General features: G+C 31.9%; 22 protein-coding genes and 1 other annotated feature. All 22 genes read left to right on the forward strand.

The window, feature by feature from the left end; translation table 11 throughout:
• The first annotated feature begins 67 nt into the window (after positions 1 to 67).
• The 22 genes from JN09_RS06580 to JN09_RS06685 all read left to right on the forward strand — a co-directional run bounded on the left by JN09_RS06580 (position 68) and on the right by JN09_RS06685 (position 21,894).
• Entirely contained in the window at positions 68 to 754 is a 687-nt protein-coding gene (locus tag JN09_RS06580) for a hypothetical protein (RefSeq protein ID WP_204433613.1), read from the forward strand.
• A complete protein-coding gene (locus tag JN09_RS06585) occupies positions 754 to 1,299 on the forward strand; it encodes a hypothetical protein (RefSeq protein WP_204433612.1) in 546 nt (181 codons plus the stop codon). Before JN09_RS06580 ends, JN09_RS06585 begins: the two co-directional genes overlap by 1 nt.
• 1 nt (position 1,300) lies before the next feature.
• Positions 1,301 to 1,723, forward strand: coding sequence for a hypothetical protein (locus JN09_RS06590; RefSeq protein ID WP_204433611.1), 423 nt, complete (start codon positions 1,301 to 1,303; stop codon positions 1,721 to 1,723).
• 18 nt (positions 1,724 to 1,741) lie between these two features.
• A complete protein-coding gene (locus JN09_RS06595; RefSeq protein ID WP_204434052.1) occupies positions 1,742 to 2,044 on the forward strand; it encodes a hypothetical protein in 303 nt (100 codons plus the stop codon).
• Entirely contained in the window at positions 2,044 to 2,694 is a 651-nt protein-coding gene (locus JN09_RS06600) for a hypothetical protein (RefSeq protein WP_204434054.1), read from the forward strand. Before JN09_RS06595 ends, JN09_RS06600 begins: the two co-directional genes overlap by 1 nt.
• Positions 2,691 to 3,119 (forward strand): phage holin family protein, encoded by a 429-nt coding sequence (locus JN09_RS06605; protein WP_204434056.1) that lies wholly within the window; start codon positions 2,691 to 2,693, stop codon positions 3,117 to 3,119. The genes JN09_RS06600 and JN09_RS06605 overlap by 4 nt, the downstream gene beginning before the upstream one ends.
• Positions 3,112 to 3,429, forward strand: a complete 318-nt coding sequence (locus JN09_RS06610; RefSeq protein WP_204434058.1) for a phage holin, LLH family — start codon at positions 3,112 to 3,114, stop codon at positions 3,427 to 3,429. The genes JN09_RS06605 and JN09_RS06610 overlap by 8 nt, the downstream gene beginning before the upstream one ends.
• Positions 3,430 to 4,021: 592 nt before the next feature.
• Positions 4,022 to 6,673 (forward strand): InlB B-repeat-containing protein, encoded by a 2,652-nt coding sequence (locus JN09_RS06615; RefSeq protein ID WP_204434071.1) that lies wholly within the window; start codon positions 4,022 to 4,024, stop codon positions 6,671 to 6,673.
• A 292-nt stretch (positions 6,674 to 6,965) separates the two neighbouring features.
• Entirely contained in the window at positions 6,966 to 7,364 is a 399-nt protein-coding gene (locus JN09_RS06620) for an RNA polymerase subunit sigma-70 (protein ID WP_204434073.1), read from the forward strand.
• Positions 7,351 to 7,620 carry an SHOCT domain-containing protein gene (locus tag JN09_RS06625; RefSeq protein WP_204434075.1) on the forward strand — a complete coding sequence of 90 codons (270 nt, stop codon included), beginning with the start codon at positions 7,351 to 7,353 and terminating at the stop codon, positions 7,618 to 7,620. Before JN09_RS06620 ends, JN09_RS06625 begins: the two co-directional genes overlap by 14 nt.
• Positions 7,568 to 8,872 (forward strand): recombinase family protein, encoded by a 1,305-nt coding sequence (locus JN09_RS06630; RefSeq protein ID WP_204434077.1) that lies wholly within the window; start codon positions 7,568 to 7,570, stop codon positions 8,870 to 8,872. The genes JN09_RS06625 and JN09_RS06630 overlap by 53 nt, the downstream gene beginning before the upstream one ends.
• A complete protein-coding gene (locus tag JN09_RS06635) occupies positions 8,865 to 10,445 on the forward strand; it encodes a recombinase family protein (protein WP_204434079.1) in 1,581 nt (526 codons plus the stop codon). Before JN09_RS06630 ends, JN09_RS06635 begins: the two co-directional genes overlap by 8 nt.
• Positions 10,446 to 10,592: 147 nt before the next feature.
• Positions 10,593 to 11,042 (forward strand): hypothetical protein, encoded by a 450-nt coding sequence (locus tag JN09_RS06640; protein ID WP_204434081.1) that lies wholly within the window; start codon positions 10,593 to 10,595, stop codon positions 11,040 to 11,042.
• A 131-nt stretch (positions 11,043 to 11,173) separates the two neighbouring features.
• Entirely contained in the window at positions 11,174 to 12,256 is a 1,083-nt protein-coding gene (locus JN09_RS06645; RefSeq protein ID WP_204434083.1) for a DUF2971 domain-containing protein, read from the forward strand.
• Between the two features lie 3 nt (positions 12,257 to 12,259).
• Entirely contained in the window at positions 12,260 to 12,913 is a 654-nt protein-coding gene (locus JN09_RS06650) for a hypothetical protein (RefSeq protein ID WP_204434085.1), read from the forward strand.
• A 52-nt stretch (positions 12,914 to 12,965) separates the two neighbouring features.
• Positions 12,966 to 13,265 (forward strand): hypothetical protein, encoded by a 300-nt coding sequence (locus JN09_RS06655; RefSeq protein WP_204434088.1) that lies wholly within the window; start codon positions 12,966 to 12,968, stop codon positions 13,263 to 13,265.
• 75 nt (positions 13,266 to 13,340) lie between these two features.
• Positions 13,341 to 13,844 (forward strand): hypothetical protein, encoded by a 504-nt coding sequence (locus JN09_RS06660; protein ID WP_204434090.1) that lies wholly within the window; start codon positions 13,341 to 13,343, stop codon positions 13,842 to 13,844.
• 259 nt (positions 13,845 to 14,103) lie between these two features.
• Positions 14,104 to 16,440, forward strand: a complete 2,337-nt coding sequence (locus JN09_RS06665) for an InlB B-repeat-containing protein (RefSeq protein WP_204434092.1) — start codon at positions 14,104 to 14,106, stop codon at positions 16,438 to 16,440.
• Positions 16,441 to 16,957: 517 nt separating this feature from the next.
• Positions 16,958 to 17,209: a binding site (T-box leader), on the forward strand.
• Positions 17,210 to 17,338: 129 nt separating this feature from the next.
• Complete coding sequence (brnQ, locus tag JN09_RS06670; RefSeq protein ID WP_204434094.1) at positions 17,339 to 18,658, forward strand: branched-chain amino acid transport system II carrier protein; 1,320 nt, start codon at positions 17,339 to 17,341, stop codon at positions 18,656 to 18,658.
• Positions 18,659 to 18,962: 304 nt separating this feature from the next.
• A complete protein-coding gene (locus tag JN09_RS06675) occupies positions 18,963 to 19,640 on the forward strand; it encodes a hypothetical protein (RefSeq protein WP_204434096.1) in 678 nt (225 codons plus the stop codon).
• A gap of 726 nt (positions 19,641 to 20,366) precedes the next feature.
• On the forward strand, positions 20,367 to 20,762 hold the full coding sequence (locus JN09_RS06680; RefSeq protein ID WP_204434098.1) for a hypothetical protein: 396 nt from the start codon (positions 20,367 to 20,369) through the stop codon (positions 20,760 to 20,762).
• 541 nt (positions 20,763 to 21,303) lie between these two features.
• A complete protein-coding gene (locus JN09_RS06685; protein WP_204434107.1) occupies positions 21,304 to 21,894 on the forward strand; it encodes a GNAT family N-acetyltransferase in 591 nt (196 codons plus the stop codon).
• Positions 21,895 to 22,125: the final 231 nt, after the last annotated feature.

Below are 22,125 nucleotides of genomic sequence, written 5' to 3' on the forward strand. Positions count from 1 at the left end.
CATGTGGTTCGACTACACATACAATTAGTCGAGTTGTTATATATCGTTTCTAAGGAGGAAATAAAACATGGCAGTTATACAAATTAAAAGAAGAACGTCTGCTGGTACAGGACCCATTGTAGGCACAGCAGGCACAATTAAAGCCGGTGAACCATTAGTTGACTTAAACGGCACGAATTTATATATCTCAAAAGCAGATAAAACAGGTTCTAGTGCGAATCCATTAACAAGTAATGATTATATCGAATTTGCAAGTAAAGCTAATGCTGAAGCTACGATGGATTCAAAGATTAGTGCACTTGGACTTGGAACAGCATCCAAAAAGAATACAGGTACAACAAATGGTACGGTGCCTTTAATTGGTGCAGATGGAAAACTTCCAACCTCAATCATTCCAGCAGTGAGCCCTGTAACAAGCGTTAATAGTAAAACTGGTGCTGTAGTTATCACATTATCAGAACTAGGTGGAGTTGCAACATCTACTTATAATGCACACGTATCAAGTAATCTTCACTTAACTGATGACCAAAGAACAAAGATTGCTAATGTGAAAAATGTTGCCTTGATGCAAGGTGTAGGTGCTAAGTTCGATACGACAAAGGCATCATTCGATGCATCAGTTCTTGATAATGGATTAGTACTCCATAGTATTCAGGATACAAACTATAATCCAGTTAAAACTTTTTATTACATTGGTATTGATAAAACAAAAGTACTCACACCAACATCGGTTATTGATGGTGGAACATACTAATGGCTATCATCAGAGTTAAAAGAGGCACATCGGTTCCAACCACAAGCCATTTGACTCAAGTTGGTGAGCTGGGTTTCGATACAACAAATAATGAATTATATATTAGAGGTAACAGTAGTGTTATTAAAATAGGTGGTGGATTCTCATTGCTATATGAGGGCAATCTTTCGATACCTACGACCATTACAGCTAATAACATTACGCTCAATAGATCGATTAATCTATATGATAAGATCCTAGCGTTTGAGGTTAGAGCAGTTACAGCCACAGATTCTTATGAAACACATATTGTTTACGGTAGGATGGGTACGAATAGCACAACATCAGCAAGTCCAACATACGATAGACTTTATTCATGGACTACCTTCGATGGCCAATATTTCAAAACACATTCATTCAAAGCATATGTTTCAAACTCAATCTCAAATACGATGACGATTGGATATTTAAGACATTTGATTGGAAACTTTAGTGGCACATCAATCGCATGGACTACGAACACATCAACAACTGTTTACTTAGAACGTATTTGGTTGGTTAACTAGGATGGCATATACTTTAACGATCCATAGTATAAGTCCTACAACTGCATCAAATACAGGAAACATTGGTTTAGTGATTAATTTCACATTATCAGGTAGTGGGTTTTCACTTCCTGGTTTTTCTTTAAGTCTGTATGATGCACTAACCGGTGGTACCTATGTAAAGTCTCTATATTATGATGACACTAATGATTTACAAAGTGGTATGGCATATAGTGTTTCATTTTCTGGAGTTAGCCCAGGAACCTATTATATTGAAGTATTTTTTAAAGCACCAGGATCAACAAGAAGAGCCATCACGATTACAGGTTCATCGAGTGCTACTGAACTCATTACACTAAATGGTAGTAAAGTCACATCAAACTCGCTAAATGGGAGTCAAATTACAAATGAAACAGTTAATGGAGCCAAAGTATATGGCTCTTAATAAGAGGAGGAATATAAAATGGCAATAATTAAAAACTTACAATCAAGGGTAGGGGTAGATGTTAGTTATCACCGTATCATCGGTATCAACATTAATTATCGAAGTAGAAAGATTATACTTTGTGTCGCATCCTACATTTCAAAGGATAAAAGATTCAATAACTGTGAACCCTTAGAAGTCGTAGATATCGAAGTGCCAGATGTCGATTTTGATTTATTCATCAACGAAGATCCAAGAGGTATTGCATATCTTTGGCTAAAAGAAAACGTTGAGGGTTTTGAACAGTCAGCAGATGATATAGAAGTAGAGGAGGATGTATGATGCCTAGAAAGTTTACCAACAGCAAGCTTACAGAAATCGTAGTGAACATGTTTTCTATGAATGAGGTCATGTTTATTTATTACTGTGGCTCAGATAACTACAAAACAAAACAAAAAAAGTCTGACACAGACTTAACGGTTGTTTTAAACAACTTCAAAGGTATTATTCATGCTTCAATTGATGGTGTGGATATATTTGCTTATGGATATGAGGATTTTTTACAAAGACAGTCTATTACAGATACATTACCACTTTACAACCTGATTCATTCGGATGATGTGATCAACATGGCGGATAATCTGATCTACCTAAATCCAAGTTATCAAACAGAATACAACAATATCATTACTTTAAAGTTTGAAGATGTATTACCGCTATACTTAGACGCAGTCATTGAGTACTTCAATCAACTCGTCAATGTTGAAAAGGTGATAGTCAAAAGAAGTTATCACATTATTAGAATTAGAGGCATTTTAGAGAAATATTTAGAAACAGGAAAATACGATGTAAACCTAAATGAGGTGTGGTTAAACAAAGTATTTGAACATAAGAAAAGCTGGGATAAAGAGTTAAACACACCAGAACACTTAACCCAGTTAAAAACATATCTTGATGAAATAATTACAATTAGAGAAGGTTTGAGAACGTGAAAGTTAAATACTTAATACTAACCATTGTTGGATCCTTAGGTTCATTAGCCTCATACCTATTTGGAGGATTTGATAAATTGTTAATCGCACTCATAATTTTCATGGTTATTGATTTCCTATCGGGTTTAATCTTGGCAATCATATTTAAGAAGAGCAGTAAAACAAAAAATGGCAGGGTTAGTAGTGAAGCTGGTATTAAAGGGTTGGCAAAGAAAATATTCATTTTGTTTTTAGTTGCTTTAGCTGAACAACTAGATATTGTATTAGGTACTAATCTTGTAAGAGATGGAGCTGTGATCGCCTTCATATCGATGGAAGGAGTAAGTATCCTAGAAAACTCAACGCTTGCAGGATTACCAGTTCCACGAATGATTAAAAATGCACTTGAAGTGCTAAGTAAAGGTGAGGATAAGAAAGATGAATAATACAGAATTAATAACGACCATCATTAGTGTGATACTTTCACTTGTATCTATTGGATTAGGTTACTGGTCAAAGAGAAACTCGAAAGCAAAAGTATACTATGAAACGTTTATCAAAGTCGAAGAACAAATTAGAAAACTTTGTATTGATGCAGAGAAAAATTATACCAAAGGCGATCAAAAGAAGAAATACGTGATCTCAAATATAAATCAGTTCTTGCTTGATCAGAAGATTACAATTGATTTAGTTACTATTGAAGGTATTATTGAATCAATTATAGATGTTTCTAACCAAATTAATAAATCAAAATAAAATGACATTTACAGCCACATTAAGCCGTTTAACATTGACTAAAACGCATAAATTTGATATAATAAATATGTAGCATAACATGTCGGTAACCATTCCGCTTGTTATGCTACTTTTTTTATTTTCATTAACAACGTATAATAAGCATATAAATCAAAAAGAGTGTGATAAAATGGATTTTAGTAATATTGTCAAAGGATTCAAAAACAGGAATTTTAACAAGTTCATAGATGAGCTCAATAAAAAGTTGGAGAACATTGAATATATACTATATAGATATATACTTATAGAATCATAATATTTATAATCACTTTCCTAGAGATATTGTGAAAAAACCATCGCATTGAATCTATAATAAACGAAAAAAACCATCAGTTTTTGTGATATAATTTCCTTGATTACCTTTGATATGATATAAGCAGAATCCATTTTTCAGATTAAAAGCCTATCGATATATCACAAAACTCGACAACTGACAAGTTAGTTAATGTCAATAGCCTTTTGAGAATGGATTGTTCTTTTGAAATACTACAACTAATTCAACTATATTTCTACTGTATTTTTTCTATATTCATTGTTATTAAGGAGATAAATCATGAGTAAAGACACTATTAAAATAATACAAATGTTAACACTACTAGAAATTTCAATTAACCAAATTTTAACCGTTGAACTCATTAATAATCAATATAGAAAGCTTGCTAAAATCTACCATCCAGATGTTGCAAACTCGAGATATGTTGATGGTAGTAAATTTAAAGAATTAAAAGAGGCACAAGAGTTTATAAGTGAAAACATTAACTATGTGAACAGTATGATTCAATCGGGTTTTTCTTCTGTTTATTCTAACAACAATGGAAACACAAATAATCAGTATTTTGATCAAAAGAGACAAGAAGAAATAAGAAGACGACAAGAAGAACTAAGAAAACAAGAAGAAATAAGAAGACGACAAGAAGAACTAAGGAAACAAGAAGAACTAAGGAAACAAGAAGAACTAAAAAAACAAAAACTTGAGCAACGAGTAATTAGTAGACAATTGTTTTATAAAAATGTACGATTGTTTTTTACAAAATATCGATTTGTGTTCGCTTCACTACTGGGGATTTTTTTACTATCAACCATCTTAAATAATGTAGTTTTAACATCCAAAGTATCGCTTATTTATAATTATGAAAAAGAAGATAAAATAACAAAAGTTGATTTTTTGGATCGATATTCTTTACCAATGATTACTCGTGCTGATTATACGTTTGTTGGATGGAAAGATAAAAACACGGGTTCTTTCATTAATGAAATTCCAAGTTTTAGTAGTAAAGACTACGAATTAGAAGCAATATGGAGTCGTCCGTTATTTTTTTACTCTAACGATGGAACTGGGGTTATGAATCAAATAATCATTCAAACAGATAATTCGGTCATCGAAAACATCAATTTTATTCGTACTGGATATTCATTTACTGGTTGGAGTAGCAGCCCCAATGGCAATGTAGAATACATTAATGGAGCAACATATAAAATGAATTCTGAAAACAGCTTTAAACTTTATGCTGTTTGGGATGCAAACAATAATCAGTTGTCCTTTAATGCAAATGGTGGTACTGGAACAATGTCTAGTCAAATTATTGCATCCAATCAAATTGCTAATATAAATCAAAATCAATTTACAAAAGAAGGATATACTTTTATTGGGTGGGCGACAACTGCTAACGGCCCTGTGCAATATCAAAATGGTGCTGCTTATCAAATGGGTGTTGATGCTAATCCGACTTTATATGCACAATGGGAAGGGAACTTAAATAGTATATCGTTTGATGCAAATGGTGGAATGGGTACCATGCAAGATCAAATGATAAAAACAGACCAAGTAGCAGCGTTACATGATAATCAATTTTCAAAAACTGGATATTTATTTATAGGATGGAGCACGACCCCTAATGGTGAGGTCGAGTATGGTAATAATGACCAATACACAATGGATTCAAGTAGTCATTTTACATTGTATGCACAATGGAGTAAAAATGCATACTTAGTTGTCTATCAATTAAACGGTGGTACTTACGATGATATGGATATTGAACAATTTTACTATCAGGAACTTGTTTTACCAAATAACCAACCCACTAAAGCAGGATATATTTTTGCCGGATGGTTTTTAGATTCGAATTTTATAAGTAATATCGAGGGATATACTATGCCTGCTCAAAACATTACATTGTTTGCTAAATGGGAACCGATAATTTACACTTTAGTTCTTAAATTTAATGATATAGCTTCAGATGATCTACTTAGGGAAATTCCTTATGGTGATACATATGGAAATTTACCGACTCCTGAAAAAAAAGGTTATGAATTTTCAGGTTGGTTTAATGACGCTGGCGAAAGGGTTAAATCATCAGATATATATGAACTAACAACAAACCAAGAGCTTAATGCATACTGGGAAATTGTTAATTATGATATAATTTTCCACTCTAATGGGGGAAGCAGTCAACAAAATTTAAGTTATAATATTGAAACAATTGAGATTCAACTTCCTGATATCATAAGACCAGGGTATATTTTTATAGGTTGGAATATGGATCCAAATTTCAACGAGACAATTTCAACAAGTATTGAGATGGGGTCAATTGGTGAAAAAAACTTTTATGCAGAATGGGAATTAATAACTTATATTGTATCTTTTGACACACAAGATGTAGATGTCGCAAACCCACCATCTCAAACCATAACCTACTTTAGTGGTATTTCTTATCCAATAATAAGCAAATGGCCAAAAACATTTATGGGATGGTTTAATAATAAAGAGGGCTTAGGTGATCCTTATGATTTCGAAGACACAATATCAAAAGATATTATTCTATATGCTAAATGGAGCGAAACTATGAGTCTATCCTTTCCTTATGAAGTACATAATATTGGTTTTGATTATAATATTTTCTCGCCAGATATAAAAGAATATAAATTTCATAGCTTAAAAAATCAAACTATTAATTTCAACTATTTATATAGTGGATTTCTTGCCCCATCACTAACATTTGAGGTATATGAAGACGGGAATCTCGTCACTAAAAGAACATCAAATATTGGCACATTGAGTTTCACTTTTGATGTTCATCCTAACAACTTTTATGTAGTTAGAATTTATAGTACTACAAATAATGATGTTGCAGATCTCGTTACTCTAAAATTCATTGGAGATGCAATATCTACTCCAAACGATGGTGGAAGAGCTTATTGGTCCTGATTTAGCTTTAATTTAATTATTAAATATACCAAAAATCACCTGTGATGACACCAACGGAAAAAATGGGGATTTGCGGCACCCAAATATTTCATAGGTACCACTTAATCCCGATCCGCTTCATATAACTAAAATTAATAAGTTTCTTGATTTTGACACCTCACTTATAGGATAAACCACGAGTGAGGTTTTTTTTGCTCAAATTAAATGTATTACGCATTTGGTTGAAAAAAAAGAAAAATAAAACCGGCAAAATCAAAAAAAGATGCCATTAACCATTGAGGAGGTATTTTCAATGACTAATGATAAGAGAAAAATACTTGAACTAAAACAGATGGGTTATGGGTATAAAAAAATTGCTAAGGAACTAAATCTATCTTTGAGTGTTGTTAGATATGCTTGTAACAAGATTAATGAAGAGGATCTACTCGGTGGAAGCTGTGAACAATGTCACATCAAGTTAAAAATAACAAAAGGAAGAAAAGAAAAGAGATTTTGCTCAGATAAATGTCGATGGAAATGGTGGAATCAACATCATGATAAACTCAAAAAAAGAGCTTTTTACACACATACCTGTAAGTATTGTAATAAGGAGTTCACAATCTATGCGGTTAAAGAAAGAAACTATTGCAGTCATGAATGTTATATCAATGACAAGATTAACAAGAGGAAATCAAGCGATGGAACGAAGTAATTTAGAACAATACTTATTATCCATCCAACCTGCAAAAAGCATGAGAGATGAGGGAATAATCACACATCAAGAATACTCAAAAATCGAACTTTTTTTAGCTGAGAAATATTGTATCAAAAAAGGTAATCTTTATCGCCAAATAGACTTGACTATTCCTCGCAATAAAGTGATAGATATAGTACCTGTTAAGGAGGTCAAAAATGATGAGAAAAATTACGACAATAGGCACATTACCAAAATTGCCAAAGAGGATTAGGGTGGCTGCATACGCAAGAGTATCCGAAGGTAAAGATACAATGCTTCAATCTTTAGCTGCACAAGTTAACCATTACAAGAACATGATAAAAAATAACCCAGAATGGGAGTTTATAGGAGTATATTCTGATGAAGCTCTTACTGGGACTAAAGATTCAAGAACAGAGTTTCAGCAACTGCTTCAAGACTGTAGAGATGGAAAAATCGACATGGTAATAACAAAGTCAATATCAAGGTTTGCACGAAATACTGTGACTTTATTAGAAACAGTTAGAGAGCTGAAGGCAATCAATGTTGATGTGTTTTTTGAGGAACAAAATATCCATTCTAATAGTGGTGATGGAGAGATGATACTAACATTTCTGGCAACATTTGCTCAAGAAGAATCTCGAAGTGTATCAGAAAATATGAAGTGGCGGATTAAGAAAGATTTTGAACAGGGAATCATGTGGGGTGGTAAACCTTGTTTAGGATACGATCTCAAAAATAAGCAGTTGATCCTTGTTCCAAAAGAGGCTGAGATTGTTCAAATGATATATCAACTATACTTTGATGGCAGTGGTGATGAACAGATATGCAAAATCCTAGAAGCCAAAGGTATCATTCCTAAAACAGGGACGAGATGGTACTGGTCCACAATTAAAGCAATTTTAACAAATGCAAATTACACAGGAGACTTACTGCTCCAAAAAACATACCGAGAGAATCACTTAACTAAAAAAAGAAGATTCAATAGAGGTGAGTTCGATCAATACATTGTTAAGGACAACCATGAAGCAATCATTACTAAAGATGCCTTTGAACGAGCACAAAAGATAAGAAAAAGTAGATTAAACAAAGCATCTTCAGGGAATAAACGCAATAAATATCCGTTTTCTGGAATGCTCCGTTGTGGGTTGTGTGGTAGAGGATTCAGTCATAAAGTAACGCCATATAATGAGATTTGGAAGTGTTCATATTCCGATAAAAGAGGTATTGAAGCCTGTGCAGGAAAACAAGTACCCAATCAAAAAATTATTGAAGCAGCTAATCAAATTTTGAATCGTGATAGTTTTAATGAAGCCTACTTCAAATCAAAAGTTGAATGGATAGAAGTATTTCCGGAGCAAAAACTGATATTGCATTTGAGTGATCAAACAAGCAAGGAATACGAATGGAAGTCATCCAGGAGTGATTCGTGGACACCAGAAATGAAGGAACAAGCTAGAATCAAGGCACTAAACCATGTGAAAGGAAAAAATCAAAATGGCTAAAGTAACAGTAATACCATCAACTAAAAATCCAATCACGCAAGTTCAACTTGGATCAAATCATATAAAGAAAGTAGCCGCTTATGCAAGAGTTTCTACGAATACCGATGAACAATACACCAGCTATGAGGCGCAGGTTAATTACTATAAAAAGTATATTAAAGAAAGAAGCGACTGGGCATACATCAATGTATATGCGGATGAAGGCTTATCAGGAACTAACACTAAAAGACGACCTGAATTTAACAGGATGATTGCTGATGCTTTAGCAGGTAAGATTGATTTAATCATCACAAAGTCCATCTCACGTTTCGCACGTAATACGCTTGATACAATATCTTTTGTTAGAAAACTAAAAGATAAGGGGGTTGAAGTTTTCTTTGAGAAAGAGAACCTATGGACTTTAGATCCAAAGAGCGAGCTCATCCTGACAATCATGGCTTCTATCGCACAGGAGGAATCAAGATCGATTAGCCAGAATGTCACATGGGGTAAGAGGGCTAGTTTTCAACAAGGAAAAGTATCATTTGCCTATAAGCGATTCTTGGGTTATAAAAAAGAAAACAACAAAATAGTAATTGATGAAGACGAAGCCATCATTGTTAAGTTAATATATCGCATGTTTTTAGTTGAAGGGAAGTCAATCACTGGAATCGCAAATCATCTAACTAAACTAAATGTTAAGACGCCAAGTGGGAAATCAACGAAATGGACAAAGAATACATTAAACTCGATTCTGACAAATGAAAAGTATAAGGGCGATGCTTTACTACAAAAAAGCTATACCGAAGATTACCTTAGCCAGAAGCTAGTAAAAAATACTGGTCAAATTCCTCAATATTATGTTGAAAACAATCATCCTGCTATCATCGACAGAGATACATGGGAATCTGTCCAGATAGAGTTGGTAAGGAGGGATGAGCTAGGAGCTAAGTACTCATCAAATGATATATTCGCTTCAAAGTTAGTTTGTGAAGACTGCGGAGGTTTTTATGGCCAAAAGAAGTGGCACTCCAATACCAAATACTCAAGGTTCATACTTCAGTGCAATCGAAAATTTGAAAAAGGCAAAGATAAATGTACGACTCCAAACTTAACGGATAGCGAGATAAAACACAAGTTTATTGAAGCTTACAACATAACCATGCAAGACAAGAAGAGAATTATTGATGATACAAATGTGATGATTGCACTCCTTACGGATACAACTCAATTAGATAATCAGATTGATGACTTATACGATGAGATGGTTGTGACTACTGAACTCATAAATAAGCTGATAAAAGATAACTCAAAATCAAACATGGATCAAGATGAATATGATAAAAAATACATGGAACTCACAAAGAGGTATGAACAAGCCAAGAATCGTCAAGAAGAACTCATAGATGCTAGATGCAATAAAAAGGCACAAGAGCTTAATATGAGAACATATGTCGCCAATCTGAGTCAGGCAGAAGATAAAATAACAGCATGGAATGAATCAATATGGATGTTATTGGTTAAAAGTGCAATAGTACACAGAGATAAAAGTATCACGTTTAAATTCAACAATGGGAAAGAAATTAGAAGCTAATTAAAGTAAATTAGGTGCCACACAGCTAATATTAGTTGTGTGGTTTTTACTCATTCTGATTATAGTCATGATTAAGCTTTTAGAAATAAAATAAAAATGTTATAATTTAACCAACAATTACGTATTTAACATTAATTAGCGGGGTAAGTGAAATTGGATTTAAAACCATTATGTCAAAGAATAGCTGATAGATTAGGTATTGATCCATTAGTAATAAAGTTTGAAGAAATGATTGATGATAGCAAACTGTATATAAAAGAGGAATACGTAGCTATCAATAAAAAGTTTGAGAATGATTATGAGGAATGTGCAAAAAGTATCGCACATGAATACAGACATGTTTTTCAAATATTCTATGTGAGTTTATTTTCTAATGAGCGTTCCAAAAGATGGCAAAAGGAACTACAAGATGTAGTTAATAGTTCAAATATGGATACATGTGGTAGTAACTACATAGCTCAAGAAATTGAACTGGATGCCTTTGCTTTCACTAAGTACTATCTTGAGGAATTTGAAAACATAAAAGTTGTAAACAGGATTGATAAATTGGATTTATACATTCACGAATATATAAAAAGATCTAAGGATATATTGTAGAATTTTATGCTTTCTTGATTAGATTTGCACATAAAATGATGTTAGACTATTTTGACTTGAGGATTGTATCAACACTCTTAAAAGAAAAAGTAACTATTAAACTTGGCTCTGAACTCTGATTGGAGGCTTCTATGACTTATGATAAACAATTCTTAATTGAGTATTTGTATAACTATTTATCTAGTAAAACAGATCATGATTTCATAAAAGGTTATATAGAGAAAATACCTAAAAAACTCTATAGATTTAGGTCATGTACTGAAAATGATTTTAATGCTATTAGTAATGACTATATATGGTTATCTTTGGCTAGTGAGTTTGATGATATCAAAGACTCAACTATCAAATATAATTTTAAATCACAAAAAGATGAAATATTTGATATTTATTGTGATTGGTACCCACATATACTAAAAACCGAATTAAAAAAGAAGTATCCCAAAATAGATTTTTCAAGATGGAATGTTAACAGAGGTCTTATTGATGAGTATCTTGATAATACAGTAGATAAGAGCGGAACATATAATAGAAATAAAATGAAAAGTTACCTTCTGAGTAAAGGATTGAAAACATCAGATATTACTGTTATTGATCAATTTTTCAAAAATTATTTAACACAGGGAAACATAGAAAAAGTGGCAAATAGTTTAATGGATGATTTTAGCAATAAAATGTTGGAACTCAAAGACTCATTTCTTGCAACTTGTTTTACTCAAACCTATAAGAATGATAATTTGTGGCAAACATATGCAAAAAAATATACTGGCTTCTGTATAGAATACGACTTATCAAAAGTTGAAGTTAATTCGCAATCAAACTTATTATTTCAATTCGCACCAATGTTATATGGAGCTAAAAAGCCGGTTGACTTTGTTGAGTTATTCAGAATTGCCAAAATGGAGTATTGTAAAGAAGATTACGATAAGCGTGTTGCTGCAAATATGGATGTCCAATTCAATTTACAAGCAAGAACAAAAAGTAAAACCTACGATCATGAGAAAGAGTGGAGACTATATCTAAAGAAGGATTCTGTGGAAACTAGAAAATATACTTTTCCATGTATAAGTAGAATTATTATTGGAAAAGATATGAAGGAAAGAAACAAAGCAAGATTAATTAATATTGCTAAAAAGAATGGTTTTGAGATTTGCCAACAAAAATATAATTTGCTTACATCAAGCTTTTCATATTATAAAATTGAAAATGGGAGTTAAAGTATGAAATCAATATTAACATTAGAAAAAGAAATTTCTGAGGTTTATAAAAAAATACCAAAAGTAATCGAATTAGTTTATAATGAGATAAATGACCAAGCTATCGGAGATAATGAAATCACTAAGTCAATATTGTACAGACTTCATACTTTTTATCATTATCAATATGAATTGAACACGTTTTACAAAAGAGGTTATACTCCACCTGCAGCTGATTTTTTTACTGAAACAGTGCTATATTACTTAAATGTATTTTGCAAAATTAATAAACTTGATTATGAAATCAAATCAGAGGTAGCTATAAAAAGAAAAAGAGGTTCTATACGACCAGATATTTCAATTTGGAAAGGTGAAGATGTAATTGCAATAATAGAGTGCAAAACACAATTAGGATATAATAGGCATTCTTGGCAAGAAGATTTTCAATCCAGAGAGCAACATTTGAAAAAAGATTTCCCAATGGCTAAAGCATTTTTGCTTGTGATGACAGCACGTAATTGGAAAAATAATAATGGATTTGCTAATTATCTGGAGAGAGGGAAAAAATACTTCGTACTTACAGACAGATGGCCATCAGAAATAGATTTTAATGTAACCAATCAAGAATATATAATAGATTGTATTGAACCCCTATTTGAGCAATTAAGTAAATTGTAGAATACAGGATTTACCTTTTGAAAACTTAAAATAGAGAAGGATATACAGAGAGATGAATAATATAGACAGAATTTTAGACGATTTTGAAGAATATTGTACAAACGAGATAGTGTCTGGAAAAGCAAGGTCATACAAATTAGCAATTAAATACCTGTGCGATTACTTAAAGATAACTCAATTTGATAATGAGTCTATTGCTAAGATAGAAAGCACAGCAAATGTATTAAAGGATTATAATAGTAGTACGTATAATGAAGTCCTTGAATTTTTAACTAGGAGGAGACGGTCTTCGTATTTATTAAAAGGATGGATCAATGCAGGAGTCAATCAGTTTTTAAGATTTATGAATTAAATATAATGCCTTGGTACGAAGGGTAATGCAGGGAAATCCTGTAAATAGAATGGCAAGTGCCAGAAGGAGATACTTATGAAAAGTATTGAAATTAAAGTACCAAGGAACTTGATTCAAAAGTTTTACCCACATCCTGAACCATATGGTGACGGAGACTATGTTGTTGATTTAATCAACGGCATGTACACTGATGTTTTTTATAGAGAAGAAGGAGACTTTGTCACCATTACAAATGACAGAAAATTGATCTCTTATCTTAAAATGAATCAGATGAAGTCAAGACATTACTTTTTCAGAAATGGAGTCTATTCATTACGTATTAAAGAGGATATTGATAATAAGAACATTGAAGATTGGAATGCATCAACACCAATCCTTGTTGAATTAGAGATACCTGAAGAACACAATCTACCTAATGAGTTTATGTTTTGTTTCTATTGGATTGAAGTTGGATATGCAACTATAAAAGATAGAACAATGACGCTAAGAGTTTATGAAAAGGATCTGATCCACATGACTGATATCGGTGTTGTAAGTGAATTGATTTTAGAACAGCTCAAAAAAACGGATTTCTGTTAAGTAAGTCTTCATCTTTAGAAATTTATCATTTATAGATAAAAGGATTGATATTATAATGAATAAAGCATTAAGCTTAAACTTTGAAGTTAATATTTAGTAAATTTGTTGAAATCTCAAGTGGTCTTTTACTATTTTTCCATTTTAATTTAAAACTTTACATATGAAAGCTAGTCTTGTTCTAATTGATTTAAAGTCATATAATAGAATAAATATATATGATTTTTTTAATAATAAAAGTTTTATGACTTGGGAGGAAGCTATGTCTAGTAAAATAAAATCTTTATCTATTGTAATGATTACATTCATCGTCTTACTATTAACGGGGTGTAATAACAATGCTGTTAGTTTTGAAATTAATTTTGATTCTAATGGTGGAACTGAAGTTTCTGAAATAAAAACAGATGGGAAATCTGTTATCTCAATGCCAGATGATCCTACGAAAGAAGGATATGTTTTTGGTGGTTGGTATTGGGATAATAATACATTTAATCAACCCTTTACAGCGAATTCACTTCTTGATACACAGATACAAGATGATATAACGCTTTATGCTAAGTGGAATATAAATAGTTATACACTAACATTTAAAGATTATGATGATACAGTCTTATATGAAGAAAGTTATGATTATAATACAGATTTAAGTGAATTGGTCGCTGATGATCCAACAAGAGAGGGTTATACTTTTGATGGATGGGATCAATCAACACCATTGACTATGCCAGCGAATGATCTCAGTATTAAAGCAACTTATACAATTAATCAATACACAATCACGTTTGATAGCAATGAAGGCACTAATGTAGATTCAATCACACAAGATTATGGAACTGTAGTAACTGAGCCTAATGAGCCAAGTAGAGTTGGATATACATTTGGCGGGTGGTATTTGGATGAAGCCTTATCAACAGTTTATCCTTTTACAAATATGCCAGCAGAAGATATCACACTATACGCAAAATGGAGTATTAATCAATATACATTAACCTTTAGAGATCATGACGATACAGTGATATATGAAAAAAACTATAGCTATAATGCAAATTTGAGTGGAATAATCGTCGATGAGCCAATAAGAGAGGGATATACATTCTCAGGTTGGGATCAATCAATACCATTGACTATGCCAGCGAATGATATCAGTATTAAAGCAACTTATGCAATCAATCAATATACGATAACATTTGAAACGAATGGTGGAACTGAAGTATCACCGGTTACTCAAAACCATGGAAGTATTATTAGAATTGTTGCTGAGAAAGAAGGTTACACTTTTGTAGGATGGTACAATGATCCCAGTTTATCAATTGATTCTTTTTATGATCCATTAGTTGAAACTGTTGTTAATGACTTATTACTTTATGCGAAGTGGCAAATTATTGTATATAATATTATCTACGTAATGAATGAAAACACGAGTAATGACTCAAATAATCCCACGCTTTATAACATAACTTCAGACATTGTTTTAGCTGAACCAACTGTGATTGAAGGAACATTTATAGGTTGGTATTTAGATGTTGATAATACTGTCAAAATTGAAAAAATTTTCAATATGACAGGAGATTTAACACTATATTCTAATGTAGAAATGAATCAATATACCATAACATTTGTAACAAACGGTGGGACGGAAATTTTACCAATTAGTCTTGATTATGGTCGTGAAATTAATAGTAAAACAACAAGAGATGGGTATATTTTTGTTGGATGGTGTATTAGTGAGTTACTTGATGTGTCTATATCTATAAAAACTATGCCAAATCAAAATCTAACAGTTTATGCAAAATGGACTCAAATGCACGAGTTTTTCACAATTGATAATAAAACTTTTGTATATTATGGAAATTACCCACAATCAGTCGTTGGCGATCCTAATTTGCACATCTCTCTAACTCACTTGTCAAGTACAAATAGCAAAGGCTATTATGAATTTCAGGGTAAAGAATATGCTAAAGTAATTACAAATCCATATCAAAGTAGTGGTTATCAATTCACAAATGAAACAATTATACAAAAAGGACAAATGTATTTTTTTGAAGTCGAACCAATCAAGTGGCGTATAATACAAGAAGTTGATGGCAAGTATACATTATTATCAGAGTACATAATAGATGCAAAACAATACAGAAGTGAAGTGTTCGAAGGTAGTAAAAACAATTATGAGTTATCTGACATACGCATCTGGTTAAATAATAGTTTTTATTCTGCTGGATTTACGTCTGCAGAGAAAGCAAGTATTCTGACTAGACTTGTAGAAAATAGTGCGTCAACAACTAAATCACCTACTAATCCTTATGCTTCAAACGATACTCTAGATAAAGTATATTTATTGAGTTATCAGGATGCGATAAATAATAGCTATGGTTTCTCAACAAATGAAACTAGACAAACGGTTACAACTGATTATGCAAGAGCAATAGGAATAAGTTACATGTCAACTGATTTAACAACCTATGGATATGCTGCGTGGTGGCTTCGAAGTCCCGTTAGTTATACATCAAAATGGGTTGATTGTGGAGGAATAGATGGTAGAATTATCTCACTAACAATCAGTTCATTACACGGAGTTCGTCCAGTAATTCAGATATCTTAAAGACCTGTTGGACTGTATATGGTAAATAAAACAGTCATTTTCGACAGTTCCCTTTGTTAAGCCGTTTTTATAGGGGTGCTAAAATTCATTTAAGGGTGCTAAAAATCCTAATAGGGTGCTAATTTGTATCAAAATAGGTAGCCTAACACATATTAGCACGACAGTGTTGATACAATAGTATCGACTTTAAAGAATAGGAAAATAGGGAGATAATCCCTTTTTTCTTTAAATAAAACAAGTCTATAAGTCACTGTATGAATGTGATCTGTAGACTTGTTTCTTTTTACTCTCAATAAAAACACGAAAGGTCAATAAAAACACGAAAGAAGAAGGCTTTCTAATACACTGATATTAATCAGAAACTAGGTGTGATATAATTGTGAATATAGAATGCTCGATAAATTGTTAAGTTATAGGGCTATTAAAAGAATTTTTGTATGAACTTTAAAAAGAAAGCTATTATAAGGTTGACATTAATAATTATGTATGATATAATCATTTTGATGAAATTAAATATATAAATTCTATGAAGAGAAAGAGTAAACTAATTATTTGTCCTACAGAGAGTTGGCGTTATGCTGCGAGCCAATGTTCAAAGATTAATTGAAAATCATCTCTGAGAAGCAGAACTGAAATTTATATAGTAAGTAATGCAGGTAGTCCACCTTTAAAAGGAACACGTATTATAATGTACGATAATGAGTGTTATAAATTAATTATATTAATTTATAAAATTTGGGTGGTAACGCGGGTATAACTCGTCCCTTTTATAGGGACGGGTTTTTTTTATTTCTAAAATGATATTATAATAAGCAGCAAGGGGGAATGGTAATGGAAAGTGATATTGATATTAAGATTAGCGACCATAAAAGAAAAAGAATAAAATGGAGGTTTTAGTATGGAGAATCTTAAAAAAAAGAGGTTATTTTTTGTTAGTTTGATGCTATTTTCAATGTTTTTTGGTGCAGGTAATTTAATATTTCCACCACAATTAGGACAATTATCAGGAACAAATATGTTAACAGCAATGGGAGGATTTTTAATTTCGGCAGTGGGTCTTCCTATACTTGCAGTTGCTGTAGTAGCTAAGACAGGAGGACTTCATATATTGGCAAGTCGTGTACATCCCAAATTTGCATTTGCATTTACTGTCTTGATTTATTTATCAATCGGACCTTTCCTTGGCATACCGAGAGCAGCCAGCTTAGCCTTTGAAATGGGCATTTCGCCATTTTTATCAAGTTCCATAAGTGGAAGCAAAATCCCTTTATTTGTATATTCCTTAGTTTTTTTTGGAATAGCCTATTGGTTATGCTTATCACCTTCGAAGCTGGTAGATAGATTCGGAAAATTTTTAACTCCGACACTATTGGTATTAATTACTAGTATATTTGTATTTAGCTTATTTAAACCCATAGGAGGATTTTCTGCTCCTATTGGTGATTATGTGCATTTTCCTTTGCTTAAAGGATTTGTAGAAGGATATAACACCATGGATGCCATTGCTGCACTTAATTTTGGGATTGTAATTACTATTGCTTTAAAAGAAATGGGAGTAACAGATGAGAAAAGGCTTGTATCCAATACTATAAAGTCAGGAGCCATAGCAGGCTTATTTCTAACAATCATATATTTAATGCTTTCATATTTGGGGGCTACTTCAATGTCAAAGTTCGGCACAACTGAAAATGGAGCTCAAACACTTACAAATGTAGTATTCTATTTATTTGGACAAAAAGGATCTGTATTATTAGGGTTAATATTTTCTCTTGCTTGTTTAACAACATCAGTAGGACTTTTAACTTCCTGTAGTCAATACTTTGCAAAGATAATGCCTAAGATTTCATATAAAGCTTGGATTACAATACTCTCTGTATCAAGTATGATATTTGCAAATGTAGGATTGACACAAATACTTAAATTTTCGTTCCCAGTTTTGATAGCTATATATCCAATGGCAATTGTTCTTATGGTCCTTGCATTCTTTCATAATTTATTCAAGGGGAATTCTTATGTATATTTATTTACAATGGTATGCACTTCCTTTGTCAGTATCTTAGAAGCCTTAGGACATTTTGGATTAAAAGTTGGTATTCTAAACAATCTACCATTTTATTCTAAAGGACTTGGCTGGATTATCCCAGCAGCTGTTGGCTTAGTAGCAGGATTGATTTACGGAAGCCTAAAGAAGAAAAGATTTGAGAACAATATAAGATAAAACTTATATTTAAAGGTAATAATTTAAATATAAAAGACACTTTTTAAATATAAATAAACATGAATGCTGATGTGATTCTTGTAATGAAGGGTGGCGATATTATCGAAAGTGGCAGCCATAAAGAGTTGCTTGAAAAGAACGGTTTCTATGCGGAACTGTACAACAGTCTGTTTGAGACTGAGGTATAGCAAAATTTGTAGAAACATTTAAGGGGTGATTGAGAATCTTGATCAAAGATATAAGTACTGTAAATACTAATCCCCACAGTCTTAAAGAAAAAACTTATTAGAAAAGGAGCATTATTATGCAAGCAATTATAGAAACATTATTTGACATTGTATATCTATCTACTGTAATCATTATGGGTATCATGATGATAAAAAACAGTAACGGTAACAAGCAATATAAGCTATTTGGAATTATGGCAGTAACCTTAGGCTTAGGTGATGCCTTCCACCTTGTACCCAGAGCATTAGCACTTAATACAACAGGGCTTGAAAACTTCACTGCTGCGTTAGGAACCGGCAAGTTTATCACCTCAATAACAATGACTGTATTTTATATAATATTGTATTATGTTTGGCGTTTACGCTATAAGGTTGATGAAAAGGGTGCATTAACTATTTCAGTTTATGCATTAGCAATTATAAGGATTGTACTTAGCTTTATGCCGCAAAATGCATGGACTAGCGATACACCGCCATTAGCTTGGGGTATTTATCGTAATATTCCTTTTGCCGCGATCGGTATTCTAATTATTGTGCTGTTTTATCAAAGTACTAAGAAAACAAATGATATTGCCTTTAAATACATGTGGTTGACCATCGTTCTTAGTTTTGCGTTTTATATCCCTGTAGTTTTATGGGGCGATGTTCACCCTCTTATAGGAATGCTTATGATACCCAAAACATTAGCTTATGTTTGGACAATATATATTGGATTCAGCGAAATGAGAAGATTAAATAAACAGAAAGTGTCATAGTTGTTTTTAATGAAAGCTAGAGCCTTACCACGGAATTAAGAATGGTAGGGTTTTTTCATCACTACACTGTGCTTCTATTTCTGCGCCGTTTTTAAAAGTTAATCATACATTGTCTTTATATTAAACAGTAGCATGATCCACAAGATGTTGAGCTTTAGTAAGGTAAAAGTGGTAAAACATTCCGTTGTAACGTGCTTGAGAAATTAGGTCATAGCATATGTATACCAAGAAAGACTGCCTAAAGGTATTATCATCAAGGTGCAGCTTAACATAATTTCCAATTATTAATATGCGGTATAGTATAAACAATAATTTTACCAAATCGAAAAAAAGTTATTTACACCAGATGATTTTAGTGAATTTCTATTAAAATATACTTTAGAAAAATAGTATAAATTTATAGGGATATTAACTAAATAGTAATATCTAAATTATATATTTTAAATAGGATATTAGATAAATCCAGCGTAAACTTTCAAGTTGTCGGGATAAAGTTGAAAAGGAAAATTGTTAATTTATAAGGGGATGAGACGTATAAAAAAAATATTATATTTAATGTTAATTGTGTTTCAGATACTATTTTAATAGTTTTGGGTTTCGTTGGTATTTGCTTAATTATAGTTGGTGCCTTAGGATTGAGGAAAGTTACGAGAAAAAATTTATAGTATGAAACCGTGAATAGTAATTTGTCGTACTATTAAGAGTAACTTTGAGAGGAGTTTAGAAATGAAAAAAATCGTTGTGTTTTTAATTATCTTTATTGTGATTTTTGGATTGACAGCTTGTAAAAAAGAAGGTATATCATTATATGAGGCTACTGGCTTTGAAATAGGAAACATAGAAAGCGCAGGTTGTAACACTTTTTTATTTCAATCTTATGCATGGGAATTTGATAGGAAATTTTATCAGCATTTAGATGTTCTATATGAAATTACTGATTCTAATATAAATGATAAAATGAATGCAAGATTAATTGTTTATGTTTATACAAACAATGGTGATTCTACAATTTTCTATTTTATAAATGACTTTATATATTTTAGAAATGATAACACAAATACTAACTATGTTTCAATTAAAAAAACAAATATTGATTACAGTAAGGTTATCCAAAATATCTAATCTAATTTATAGAAAGAAAAATTAGATAATATAAATCGAGCGACAACTTCCAATTTATCGATTTTGTTAAAATGTTTTTCCCCATTTCAATGTTAAAAAGGATGGGTACGAAAAAATGAACAGGGGTGCGAACTTTTCAACTAGGCGTACGAATTGTATCAAAAAGGTAAAGCACACACATATTAGCACAACGGGTATGATACAATGTTTTCATACCTTTTTTTATACGCAGAAAGGGAAAATTCCCCTATCTGCACGAAATATTAAGGCCTAGTGAGTGTTGATCAAGATACTTTGACTAGGCTTTTTCTCATTTTAGCTTCAACAAAAACACGAAAGACCCTACTAAAACACGAAAGGTTCAAGAAAACGCAAAACAAAGATATAAGCATGAATAAATGATATATGTTCAAAATTATTTTCTTATATAATCTATAAATTTGCATTAATTTAGGATATAATTAATTGAATGATAAATTGTAATTTATCTGGCTAAAGTTAAAAGGTAAATTATAATTATTTTTTTAGTGGAGGTAAATAAATGGATATTCAGATACGAAAATTGACACCAGACCTAGCGGAAGATTACGTACGCTTTTTTGATACAACGCCACATGATAAACATATAGATGAACATAAATGTTATTGTGTGTGTTGGTGCAATGATGATTATGAGGGCAAAGATTATTCAACAGTAGAGAAAAGAAGAAAATATGCTTTACAATATATAAATGGTGATAACATTCAAGGCTATCTTGCTTATAACAGTGATAAGGTCATAGGATGGTGCAACGCCAATACAAAATTAGATTGTGTGAAATGTGCAAGTTGGAGAATGTTTATGGATCATGTACCTTTGGAGAAACCTGATACGGATATAAAGGTAAAGTCCATATTTTGTTTCGTGATTGCCCCTGAGATGAAAAGAAAAGGCATCGCCACACTTCTATTAGAACATGTGTGTAAAGATGCAGCCAAAGATGGGTTTGATTTTGTGGAGGTATACCCGTATAAAGAATCTAGTTATCATTCATCAGATTTCGGAGGATATTGTGAGATGTACAAAAATAGTGGGTTTCAAGTGATTTTAGATACTGAAAAAGGGCTCGTAATGAGGAAGAAATTAAAGTAATACTGGTAAAATAATCTAAATTCCGATTCACAGGGGTAGAAAACAAAGTTTAATATAATAGATATAGAGCGATATATTCCAATTTATCAAGTTTGGTTATTTGTTACTTTGTCCTTTAAGTATTAAAAACGCATAAAGATACGAAAAAAATTGCAGGGGTACTAATTTTTTTGAAGGGGTACGAAATTGTATCAAAATAGTCGCCCTAACACATATTGAATGGATAGGTTT

This window comes from Paracholeplasma morum, assembly GCF_016907055.1.
Taxonomy (GTDB): domain Bacteria; phylum Bacillota_I; class Bacilli_A; order Acholeplasmatales; family UBA5453; genus Paracholeplasma; species Paracholeplasma morum.